11 protein-coding genes are annotated in these 10836 nt (G+C 58.7%); 4 read left to right on the plus strand and 7 right to left on the minus strand.

Annotated elements, in window-relative coordinates; all coding sequences use genetic code 11:
- Window positions 1–111 precede the first annotated feature (111 nt).
- The 4 genes from ABJD00_RS17895 to ABJD00_RS17910 form a co-directional block, all read right to left on the minus strand.
- Window positions 112–1113: a chlorophyllide a reductase iron protein subunit X gene (locus ABJD00_RS17895; RefSeq protein WP_413836704.1), complete on the minus strand. Its 1002-nt coding sequence runs from the start codon at window positions 1111–1113 to the stop codon at window positions 112–114.
- Between the two features lies 1 nt (window position 1114).
- Window positions 1115–2050 (minus strand): chlorophyll synthesis pathway protein BchC, encoded by a 936-nt coding sequence (gene bchC, locus ABJD00_RS17900; RefSeq protein WP_413836707.1) that lies wholly within the window; start codon window positions 2048–2050, stop codon window positions 1115–1117.
- A 132-nt stretch (window positions 2051–2182) separates the two neighbouring features.
- Window positions 2183–3298 (minus strand): methyltransferase, encoded by a 1116-nt coding sequence (locus ABJD00_RS17905; RefSeq protein ID WP_413836709.1) that lies wholly within the window; start codon window positions 3296–3298, stop codon window positions 2183–2185.
- A complete protein-coding gene (locus ABJD00_RS17910; protein ID WP_413836712.1) occupies window positions 3295–4176 on the minus strand; it encodes a polyprenyl synthetase family protein in 882 nt (293 codons plus the stop codon). Before ABJD00_RS17910 ends, ABJD00_RS17905 begins: the two co-directional genes overlap by 4 nt.
- A gap of 159 nt (window positions 4177–4335) precedes the next feature.
- On the opposite strand from ABJD00_RS17910, the gene crtD reads away from it, so the two are divergent.
- Both crtD and crtC read left to right on the plus strand, forming a co-directional pair.
- Window positions 4336–5841 carry a 1-hydroxycarotenoid 3,4-desaturase CrtD gene (gene crtD / locus ABJD00_RS17915; RefSeq protein WP_413836714.1) on the plus strand — a complete coding sequence of 502 codons (1506 nt, stop codon included), beginning with the start codon at window positions 4336–4338 and terminating at the stop codon, window positions 5839–5841.
- Window positions 5838–6710, plus strand: coding sequence for a carotenoid 1,2-hydratase (gene crtC / locus ABJD00_RS17920; protein ID WP_413849918.1), 873 nt, complete (start codon window positions 5838–5840; stop codon window positions 6708–6710). Before crtD ends, crtC begins: the two co-directional genes overlap by 4 nt.
- A gap of 29 nt (window positions 6711–6739) precedes the next feature.
- On the opposite strand, the gene tspO is transcribed toward crtC, so the two are convergent.
- The 3 genes from tspO to ABJD00_RS17935 are packed head-to-tail and all read right to left on the minus strand — an operon-like array spanning window position 6740 to window position 9785.
- Entirely contained in the window at window positions 6740–7222 is a 483-nt protein-coding gene (gene tspO / locus ABJD00_RS17925; RefSeq protein ID WP_413836556.1) for a tryptophan-rich sensory protein TspO, read from the minus strand.
- Between the two features lie 5 nt (window positions 7223–7227).
- Window positions 7228–8262, minus strand: a complete 1035-nt coding sequence (crtB, locus tag ABJD00_RS17930; RefSeq protein ID WP_413836559.1) for a 15-cis-phytoene synthase — start codon at window positions 8260–8262, stop codon at window positions 7228–7230.
- Complete coding sequence (locus tag ABJD00_RS17935) at window positions 8259–9785, minus strand: phytoene desaturase (RefSeq protein ID WP_413836562.1); 1527 nt, start codon at window positions 9783–9785, stop codon at window positions 8259–8261. The genes crtB and ABJD00_RS17935 overlap by 4 nt, the downstream gene beginning before the upstream one ends.
- A 97-nt stretch (window positions 9786–9882) precedes the next feature.
- Between ABJD00_RS17935 and crtA the strand changes: the two genes are divergently transcribed.
- Both crtA and ABJD00_RS17945 read left to right on the plus strand, forming a co-directional pair.
- A complete protein-coding gene (crtA, locus tag ABJD00_RS17940) occupies window positions 9883–10590 on the plus strand; it encodes a spheroidene monooxygenase (protein ID WP_413836564.1) in 708 nt (235 codons plus the stop codon).
- Window positions 10587–10836 (plus strand): ATP-binding protein (locus tag ABJD00_RS17945; RefSeq protein ID WP_413855851.1); only part of this gene is annotated, 250 nt, incomplete at its 3' end. The genes crtA and ABJD00_RS17945, both read left to right, overlap by 4 nt.

The raw sequence follows: 10836 nt of genomic DNA on the forward strand, positions 1-10836 counted from the left end.
TCAATTCGAACTGCATCAGCCTCACGCAACGAGGCACGTACTTTGCGGCATGTATCCCGGGACTGTTGCACCTGGGCGGACCGTTCAAACAGTTCGGAGTTGTTCTCCCGTCTACGCGTCATCATAGATCACCTCGAGCGACGCCTTGGGCTCTGCGTTCTTGCCGCGCATGTCCATGTCAGTGGCTGGTTCCAGAACGACATCGCCACCGGTTTCGGACGCATCAAACAAACCAAGCAGCCCGTCTTGATCCAAAGGCGCTGGACGTACCGGCGGGGCCTCGGCCACGTTATCGCCAAGGGCTGCAAACAACGAACCCCACTGGCTTTGATCCGTGCCAACGATTTGGTAATTGGCCGACTTCTTGCGCAGATCATCGTCTTGCGGGATGGAGGCTAAGATCGGAATATCCACGGCGTCTGCAAAAGCAGCCGCCTCCCCCGTGCCGTCATCCTTGTTGATCACAAGACCCGCAACACCCACGTTCCCGCCCAGCTTGCGGAAGTACTCAACGGCCGAACAGACGTTATTTGCCACGTATAGAGACTGCAAATCGTTAGACGCGACGAGGATCACCTTCTGCGCCATGTCCCGCGCGATGGGCAGTCCAAAGCCGCCGCAGACCACATCGCCCAGGAAATCGAGCAGAACGTAGTCGAAGTCCCAATCATGGAACCCAAGCTTTTCCAACAGCTCAAATCCGTGGATGATCCCTCGGCCGCCACAGCCACGACCGACCTCGGGGCCGCCAAGCTCCATGGCGAAAACGCCGCCGCGTTTGAAACAGACATCGCCGATCTTCACCTCTTCGCCCGCCAGTTTCTTTTTGGTCGACGTTTCGATGATCGTAGGACACGCCTTGCCGCCAAACAACAGGCTGGTGGTGTCGGATTTCGGATCGCAGCCAATGAGCAGCACGCGCTTGCCCTGCTCTGCCATCATGTGACTGAGATTGGCGAGCGTGAAGGATTTACCTATGCCGCCCTTGCCATAGATTGCAATGATCTGGGTTTTGCTTGTCGGCTCGTCGGCGACAATATCTGCCAGATCTTCGTGGGCTTCGTCGCGCAAGCGCTGATCGAAATCCTTAAGGTTTGGAACCTCATCTTTCATCTCAGTGCTCCCAGTCCAAAATCATCTTGATGCAATCACTGTCTGTGAAAGCTTGTTCATAAGCCGCAGGTGCATCGCTGGCGGCCTTGGTGTGTGTGATCAGATCGCCAAGGCTCAACGCCCCACATTCCACAAGCGCGCGGGTCGCTGCGAGGTCTTCGCGCGTCCATTCTGCAGCAACGCGAAACCGCGCCTCTTTCATGAAGGCCGGAGGGAAGGCGAAGGACAGAGGCGCGGAATAGAACCCCGCCAGCACAATCTCTCCGCCCTTGGCGATGCGACCGACCAGATCGTTGAGCAGTGCGCCCTGCCCCGAGGCATCATAGATAGATGTGTAGTCGCGGCGTGGATCTTCGTCGGGATCCATCACCTCGTATCCGGCGGACCCACAACGCCTCGCCGGGTCAATTTCCCAGACAGTCGGCGCAGGCGCGCCAGCGGCGATGGTGAGTCTTGCAAGCAAACGGCCCAAAACACCGTGACCAACGATCAGGTCTGGCACGGCCTTGTTCATGCCCGCCATCGCATGGCGGGCCGTAGCAGCTAGTGCCAGCAAAGCCCCCTCAGGACCAAAGCCCGAATCGATTCGCGTGACTCGCTCACTGTCGGTAACAACGGTACGGGCCGCTCCGCCAAAGAGACCGAACGCCCCTTCGTAACAATTGGCCCCTGGAACAAACACGCGATCGCCCGGCTTGAACCCGGTGAGCAATCCTGCCTCCATCACCTCGCCTGCGGCTTCATAACCGGGCACCAAAGGATACCCCATGCCGGGGAAAGGCGGCATATCTCCTGACCAGAACAGTTTTTCAGTACCAGTGGAGATCCCGGAATGTGACACTTGCACAACGAGATCCGCAGGCCCCGGATCATTCAGGGCCAGAGTGTCGACTGCAAGGTCTTTTGGACCGTTGAGCAGGACAGCAGATGTGTGCACGCGTTTCTCCCTTTCGCGCAGTCCTTGCGCCCTCGTCTCGAAAACAGAGACTCAGGACGGGTCCACGTCAGTAACTGTCATTTTAGTTAGACACATCAATGTGTCAATCTAAATGGACACATTATCTGTAAATCAATTCTGGCGCACTGCCGTCAAAACGCGGGTGACATAAGCCCGCGCAGGTGCCCGGCTGCGGATTTGTTTGAACCCGGCTTCTTGCACCAAGGCCTCGATCTCCGCCGCAGAGCGGGCCCGGCCCGTCTGCATCGCCATCGTGTAAAACGCGAAATACACATCTCCGGCCCTTTCGGGACGCGCCCCGCCGCCCATGGGCTCAGAGATGATAAGACGCCCGCCGTCAGGCAGTGCCTCGAAAACCCGTGCCAGCAAAGCACGTACCGTTTCGTCCGAATGGTCATAGAGAACACGGATCAACGAAACAGCATCCGCCCCAACTGGCAGTGCCTGCTCGCGAAACGATCCCGGTGTGATGGTGACCCGTTCCGCCATTCCAGCCGCGACGAACCGAGCTCGTGCGTCAGGGACGACAGGCGGCAAGTCGAATAATGTCATCTTCATAGACGGCGCAGCACGTCCTGCAGCTTCAAGGAAGGCACCCGTACCGCCCCCCACATCCAACAGATGTTGGACGCCTTTTAGCGAGACCGCACGCAAGGTATCCTCGGCTACAAGCCGCTGGGACTGGGCCATCAGATCAGAATATGTCGCAGCCTCTGCGGGGGGAACATCGCCTCCAAAGACGTATGGCCAGAACTGGCTTAGCTGCGTTTCCTCAGGCCCGCGCAACAAAGCAACTGGATCTCGCAGATCTTCGTAGAAGGCTTTGTGGTGGCGAATCATTGCTTCCAAACCCGGCACACCCATCAAGGCGGCACCCTTGCGTGCCAGCGCATAACCGCCACGCTTGCGCCGCAACAGGCCGAGAGCAGCACCAGCCTGCAACAACACCTGCATCCGATCAGGCGCGATGTCACAGGCTCGCCCCAGCGCTTCGGCACTTTGGGGACCAGCGCGCAAACGGCGGAACATGTCGAGCTCGACCAGCGCCATCAGCACCTGACTTTGAACAAAGCCCTGTACTACATCAAACAGCGTGGCTCCGTCTGCACGGGCCCGGCCGCGAGTAAGGGGAAAGCGGCTGGCCCAGCTTTGGAAGCCGGGGCGCGCGATTAAACGATTAAACCATCCACCACGCCAAGACGGCAGGTTGGTTGCCTCGCTGGTCATTCGCCGGGAACAGTTGTTTTGGATACGACCGGCGTCAAACGCTCGGCATACATGCGTACCATTTCGGCCAGTTGCGCCTCGCCGGGACAACTCGGGATCGAGGCGATGGCACCGCCAAGGATATCCTTGAGACGACTGATGGCACCATGAACACCCAGCTGCGTGACCGCGTTGGGCCGTCCGTGCAGATCATCCTGACCCGCAGGCTTGCCCAAAGTATCCGCATCATAAAGAGCATCACGAAGATCATCGGCCACCTGGAATGCTTCGCCAATTCGATCACCCAATTCAAACCAAGGCTCAGCTTCCTGGCCTGCAGCGATGGCACCCATCTGAGTAGCCGCGATGAACAGTGCGCCCGTCTTGGCCTGATGGTAAGCTTTGAGATCAATCTCCGCCTCGCTTTCCCAACCCTGCCCGGCACAGATTCCACCGGGCATGCCGGTTCGCTGCGCGAGTGTGACAATCAACTGCGCCACCCGATCAGGGGCATGAGCTGACTGCTGGGCCAGCGTTTCAAAGGCAAGAACGATAAGGCTGTCACCGGCCAGAACGGCGAGCGGTTCTGAATAGGCCCGGTGCACCGATGCTTTGCCCCGGCGCATGTCTGCATCATCAAAGCAGGGCAAGTCATCATGGACGAGGCTAGCGCAATGAATAAGCTCAAGCGCTGCAGCGGCCGCATCAGAGATCTGCGGGCGGTCATCGCCACAGGCCAACGCAACCGAAGTCAGAATTGTCGGACGAATACGTGCGCCACCCGGTGCAGTGGCATAGTGAAGGGCGCTTGCCAGTTTGGGCGGCGTGGCCCGACCGCTCCCCTGCCCCTGCGTCACAGCACTCGCGATTGCCGCTTCGATCCGTGTGTTCAGGCCCATACCGGTTGCTCCAAAGTCGGACGAGTGTCATTATTGTGAGACACCAAAGTGTAAATCATACTGGACACATTGCTTTGATGAGTCAACAATCAGACTGACCGGACCCGCGTTCAAAAAAGGCACAGATCGATCACCGATCCGCACATCTCACAAAGCGCCGTGATCATTGGCGCAGGCATCGCAGGCTTGGCTTGCGCTGTGCGGTTGTGCGCGGCTGGTTATGCGGTGACGTTATTGGAACGGCACGCGCAGGTCGGGGGCAAGATCCGCACGCTGCCCTCAGAAGCGGGCCCAATTGATGCAGGTCCCACTGTACTGACCATGCGCCATGTCTTTGATGATTTGTTCGCAACTTTGGGAGTACAGCTTGAGGATAACGTAACCCTGATCAAGCAGGAAACGCTCGCGCGCCACTTTTGGGCAGACGGCAGCACTCTGGATCTGTCGGCCAACCACGAACAGAACATTGCGGCGATACAAGCCTTTGCGGGACCACGCTCGGCAGCCCAATTCGCCCGGTTCACCGTACGCACATCGCGGCTGTTTTCAGCCTTTGAAACACCCATGATGCAAGCGCCCGAACCGCGGATCGGCGCGCTCTCGGCCCATGTGCTCAAATCTCCGTCCCTGATCCCTGCTATGGCGCCGCTGTCAACTCTGTCCAGCCTCTTGAAGTCCAGCTTTGACGATCCGCGTCTGCGCCAACTTTTTGGGCGCTATGCAACATATGTTGGAGGCAGCCCGACCCACGCACCCGCTATCCTGTCGCTGATCTGGCAAGCTGAGGCATCTGGCGTCTGGGTGGTCAAAGGTGGGATGCACAAATTAACCGAAGCGATCGAAAGCCTTTTGAAGCACAACAACGTCGACATCCGAACGGACGCCCATGTGGCGCGGATCGACGTCGACCAAAACCAGGCACGCGCCGTGCACTTACAAGATGGGACGACACTGCCCTGCGATGTCGTCGTTCATGCGGGTGACCCACGCGCTTTGCCCACTGGAACACTTGGGCCGGACACAGCTCACATCGCAAGCCAAACACTGAAAGCAAAGCGCAGCTTTTCGGCACGTGTCCTGAGCTTTGCAGCAACACCGCATGGCCCGGACCTTGCCCATCACAACGTATTCTTCGCCAACGACCCTGTACGCGAATTCAAAGACCTGATGGCAGGCCGCGTGCCGACCCAGCCTTCCTTTTACATCTGCGCACTTGATCGCGGCCAGGACGAGGACCCACCCGCCCTTGAACGGTTCGAGATCATAACAAATGCGCCGGCCACCCCAGACACCACCGAAGACGAGGACCTGAGCCCATGGCTTCATCAGATCACGCAGCAGATGGCGCAACTCGGGATGCATTTCAGCCCGACGCCGACTACGCAAACAGTGACGACGCCCCAAGTCTTCGGACGGATGTTCCCCGCAAGCATGGGCGCGCTTTACGGCCAGACCCCGCACGGGCTGACAGCAGCGCTCAGCCGACCCACGGCCCGGACGTCCATTCCCAACCTATATCTGGCCGGGGGCGGAACGCATCCGGGAGCAGGTGTGCCGATGGCGACACTCTCCGCACGGCACGCGGTCGAGGCGATCTTGAGCGACCGAACTTCAACGTCCATGTCGGCCCCAACGGCTATGCGTGGTGGTATGTCGACGGTCTGAGTGACTGCGGCACGCGCGCTGTATCGGTCATCGGATTTATCGGGTCGGTATTTTCACCATGGTACCGTTGGTCGGGACGCAAAAACCCACAAGACCATGTTTGCATCAACGTGGCGACCTATGGGCGCGGCGGCCGGTTCACAATGACCGATCGCGGGCATTCCGCACTCCGCCAGACCGCGTCACGACTGGAAGTTGGACCATCATGCATGCGGTGGGAAAATGACCAGCTGGTGATCGATATCTGCGAAGTGTCCTCACACCCCATGATTTCCAAAATTGAGGGGCAAATCCGAGTGACCCCATCGGCGATTACAAGCGTCGAACTGCCGCTGACCCCAGACGGGGCACACATTTGGCGACCCTTTGCGCCACGGGCGCGGATAGAAGTCGACATCGACCGCCCCGGCTGGAGATGGAACGGAGAGGGGTACTTTGATTCCAACTTCGGCACCCGCGCTTTAGAAGAAGATTTCAGCTATTGGACCTGGGGCAGGTATCCGACCGGGAATGGGGCTACATGTTTTTATGACGCCACCCGCCTTGACGGTTCAGAACTGGCTGCCGCGTTTTCCTTTGACAAAGACGGCACCGCCCATGAAATTCCCTTGCCTCCCAAAGTGCCACTGAAGCGCTCGCTTTGGGCGGTCAAACGAGAGACGCGCGGGGATGCCGGGACGAAAGCGCGCCAGATGCAAAACATGTTAGACGCACCCTTCTATTCCCGTTCCGCTGTGCTCACCACACTGAACGGACGGGAAACCACCGGAGTGCATGAAGCCCTCGACCTGACGCGTTTCCGCTCTCCGCTTCTAAAACCGATGCTGGCCGTGCGAGTGCCAAGACGTCGAAACTGGAATTTTTCCTGACTGCGCAACCCGCGAGATGAAGATCTGCTTCAGCCCTGCGGCTCAGAAGCTTTGGCCGCCTCTTCCCGATTTAGGCTCCAGACGGACGCATTCAGCGCCGCTGCAATCGTCACCCAGACAAGGTATGGAACAAAGAGAAGCCCTGCGATGGTATCGACCTGCCATAAGGCCAGCATCGTCGCGAACACTGTCAGCCAAAGAACCACGATAACCGCCATGCCCATGCGGATATTGCGCAAGCCAAAAAAGACGGGAGTCCACAGACTGTTGAACGCGATCTGCAATGCCCACAAGGCCATTGCCACCCCGTTGCCTGGTTGCACCGCCGCTCGCGCTCCCGCAGCTGCCATGCACACGTAGAGCACCATCCATGTAACTGGAAACACCCAGTTGGGTGGAGTCCACGACGGCTTGGCCAGTGCCCGGTACCAAGAACCAGGAGGAAACAACCCTCCGGTGGCACCTGCGCCAAGGCAGGCAGCAAGAAAGATGCTAAAAATAAGCCAGAACATACGTCTTACGTCGCACGGGCGCGCGCTCCGATCAAGGTGGCCCTTTCAGTCTGGCGCTTAGCCTCAAGCGAAGCGAGCGCGTCAAAGAGGCTGTCGCTGCGGCGTTCGGGACCATCTTTGGCGGCCGCGTCCACGAGGAACTGAACCTCTGGCAACGGCTTGGCAAACAGGACAGGCGAGCGGGGCATGACCATGCTGGTGCCAGACTGGGCCACAGATTGTGCCAGCCAACCCAGTTTTTGCGCGCGCGTCGTACGGGCGCGTGCGGTGATGCTGTCATACTCCATTGCAGTCAGCCGACCGGCGATCCCAGCATAGATATGGCGGGCCGCGAAGATACCGGGCCGACAGCCGCGCGGCAGCGCGCCCAGACCCGCTTCGGAGCGATAATAGAGCCTATGTGCCTCAATCACGAGTTTTTTGACCATGCCCCGCACGGCCTTTGTCGGGCGCGGATCATCAAAGAATTCGGCGCGATCAATGCCTGCGGCGTCCATCCAGTCGGTCGGAAGGTATATCCGCCCTTCAAGCGCGTCCTCACCCACATCGCGCGCAATATTGGTCAGCTGCATCGCAATGCCAAGATCGCAAGCTCGCGCGAGCGCATCCCGATCCCGCACACCCATCAGGACGCACATCATCGCCCCAACGGCCGAAGCCACACGGGCCGAGTAATCCTTGACCCCTGACAATGTTGCATAGGTGCGTCCCTCGGCGTCCCATGCCAGCCCTTCCAGCAAGGCGTCAGGCAGCGCACGGGGCATATCGAATTGTTGCACGACGGCGGTAAACGCACGATCAGGTGCTGCGTTCTGCGGTGTACCCGCATAGACCAGATCAAGCCGATCTCGCAGGCGCAGCACTGCATCGACCTTCTCAGCCTTCAGATCGACTTCATCATCGGCGAGACGGCAAAAGGCATAAAGGGCCAGAGCCGGATCACGCACCTTTTTGGGCAACAGTCGCGAGGCTGCGTGAAACGACAGTGAACCGTGACGGATCGCCTCTGTGCAGGCTTCAAGATCGCGGGGGTCCATCATGTCACAGCATCCGGCACAAGTTGGCCAAGCACTTCGGCCGTTGAAATCACTCCCGGCACGCCTGCGCCCGGATGCGTGCCAGCCCCGACCAGATAAAGCCCTTCGGCCTCTTCACTGACATTGTGAGGGCGGAACCAGGCCGATTGTAAAATCCGAGGCTCGATCGAAAATCCGGAACCATGCGGCGACAAATAGCGGTCGCGGAACGTCTCGGGCGTGAACACGGTTTCTGCGGAGATTTTCGACCCTAATCCGGGCAGAAGCTGGTCTTCCAAAACCTTAAGCATCTTTGCCTTGTACGCCGCTTCTTCGGTTTTCCAGTCCACACCGCCATGCCCCAAGTGCGGTACCGGGGACAGAACATAAAACGTATCATCGCCGTCAGGTGCCACGCTTGGGTCAGTGACCGAGGGGCGATGGACATAAACACTCATGTCGTCGGCCAGCTTGCCCTTGATGAAAATATCGTTGAGCAAACCGGTATAGCGTGGTGCGTTCAGGATCGTATGGTGGCCTACATCCGCCCAATCACCACGAGTGCCTTTGGTGCCGAAGTACCAGACAAAAAGGCTCATCGAATAGCGGGTACGTTTGAGGCGCTCTGGCGTCCAGCGCTTCTTTGGACGATCGCGCAACAGGCGGTCATAAGTATGGCCAGCATCTGCATTGGACACCACCACATCCGCACCGAGCTCTAAGCCAGAGGACAGCCGCACACCGCGCGCGCGCCCTTCTTCAACCACGATCTGATCCACCTCTGTGTCCATCAACAAGGTGCCACCCTGATTCTCGATCACATCACCCATCTTGCGGGCCATATGGGCCAGGCCACCCATGGCGTAATGAACCCCAAACTCCTTTTCGAGGTAGCTCACAAGGATATACATGCTGGTCACATGAGTCGGATCGCCACCGATAAAGAGCGGGTGAAACGAGAACGCCATACGAAGCTTTTCATTGCGGAACCGTTTTGCCGCGTGGGCATAGACAGATCGATCCGCGCGCAGGATACCAAAGGTGGGCAGCACCTTGACCAGATGCCAGAGTTTGTGCATCGACCTGCGGCCCAGATCCTCGAACCCGAACCAATAGCGCCGCGCCGAATCCTGCAGGAACTTGTCAAAGCCCACGACATCGCGTGGCTCGATCTTGGCCACCTCCTCGCGCATGGCCTTGGTATCCTGCTGGGCCACGAACTTGGTGCCATCGGGCCAGCGAATCTCGTAAAATGGAGTGAGTGGGCGCAAATCGACATCAGCATCAAAATCGTGCCCACACGCCGCCCACAACTCTCTGTAAAGCTGTGGAACAGTGACAATGGTGGGCCCCAGATCAAAGCGGTGCCCGTCCTGCCAAATTGCCGAGCCGCGCCCACCGGGTACATCCAACTTGTCCACAACGGTGACCTTGTATCCCTTGGCGCCCAACCGCATGGCCGCAGCCAAACCACCAAGCCCCGCGCCAACGACGATGGCGCGGTTACCGGTGCGCGTTTGCGATTCGATGGGATCAAGACGTGTCATCTTGTTCGAACATAGATGTGTCTAGTTTAGTTGACAATTTCTTTTCGGCCCATAAGCTTGGGGGCGTGCCAAACGCTGGCCCTTCAGTGCGAAACAGATGAGTCAAACGATCACCCTTTCCTTTTTTCGCTTTTCGCGATGGCGCGACCGGGCGTGGGCGCTGACCATGATGGGCGGCGCCCGTCTGGCCATGGCACGTGTGACCGATCTCGGCTTTTGGAAGCTTTGCGGGTCCGGAACGGGCGAAGGTTTCACTCCAATCCCAAACACCGGTGTCTATGCGATACTCTGCGTCTGGCCCGACCAGGAGACAGCAATACAACGGATTGGAGAGACGTCGATTTTTGCGCGCTACCGTAGACGCGCCCAGGAACACTGGACAGTCTTTCTGTCACCAACGTCTACGCGCGGCGCATGGAGCGGAACTGAGCCATTTTTGCCCGTTGCAGAGCCTAATTCAGGTCCACTTGCGGCCCTCACTCGCGCCACGATCAAACCCGGCATTCTGGCGAAGTTCTGGGGGCGGGTTCCCGACATATCAGCCATGATTGGATCAGATCCAAATGTGGTATTCAAAATCGGGATTGGCGAGGTGCCGATGCTACATCAGATCACGTTTTCCATATGGCCGGGAGCCACGGAAATGGCCGCCTTTGCGCGGAAAGGCGGGCCACATGCTGCAGCTATACAAGCCGTTCGAGATGGCGCCTGGTTCCGCGAAGAATTGTACGCCCGCTTCGCCATCCTTGGGGATACTGGCACATGGGGCGGCGTCAGCCCGCTCGAAGGACTGAAACTGAAATGACCAAAACCCCCTTTCCATTTTCAGCCATTGTCGGCCAGACGGATATGAAGCGCGCGATGATCCTCACCGCGATCGATCCGGGCATCGGCGGAGTACTGGTGTTTGGCGATCGCGGAACTGGGAAGTCCACGGCAGTGCGCGCGCTGGCGGCCTTGTTGCCTCCCATCACCGCCGTCGTCGGATGCCCCATCAACGCGGCCAATTGGGAAGACTGTCCCGAATGGGCTAATATAGAGACAAAAAAGA

It is taken from the genome of Tateyamaria sp., assembly GCF_039945315.1.
GTDB lineage: Bacteria > Pseudomonadota > Alphaproteobacteria > Rhodobacterales > Rhodobacteraceae > Tateyamaria.

Bases quoted from the DNA above. Each gene is read 5' to 3' on its own strand.
- ABJD00_RS17895 (WP_413836704.1), bottom strand. From the start codon at position 1,113: ATGAAAGATGAGGTTCCAAACCTTAAGGATTTCGATCAGCGCTTGCGC.
- ABJD00_RS17905 (WP_413836709.1), bottom strand. From the start codon at position 3,298: ATGACCAGCGAGGCAACCAACCTGCCGTCTTGGCGTGGTGGATGGTTT.
- ABJD00_RS17910 (WP_413836712.1), bottom strand. From the start codon at position 4,176: ATGGGCCTGAACACACGGATCGAAGCGGCAATCGCGAGTGCTGTGACG.
- tspO (WP_413836556.1), bottom strand. From the start codon at position 7,222: ATGTTCTGGCTTATTTTTAGCATCTTTCTTGCTGCCTGCCTTGGCGCA.
- crtB (WP_413836559.1), bottom strand. From the start codon at position 8,262: ATGATGGACCCCCGCGATCTTGAAGCCTGCACAGAGGCGATCCGTCAC.
- ABJD00_RS17935 (WP_413836562.1), bottom strand. From the start codon at position 9,785: ATGACACGTCTTGATCCCATCGAATCGCAAACGCGCACCGGTAACCGC.
- crtA (WP_413836564.1), top strand. From the start codon at position 9,883: ATGAGTCAAACGATCACCCTTTCCTTTTTTCGCTTTTCGCGATGGCGC.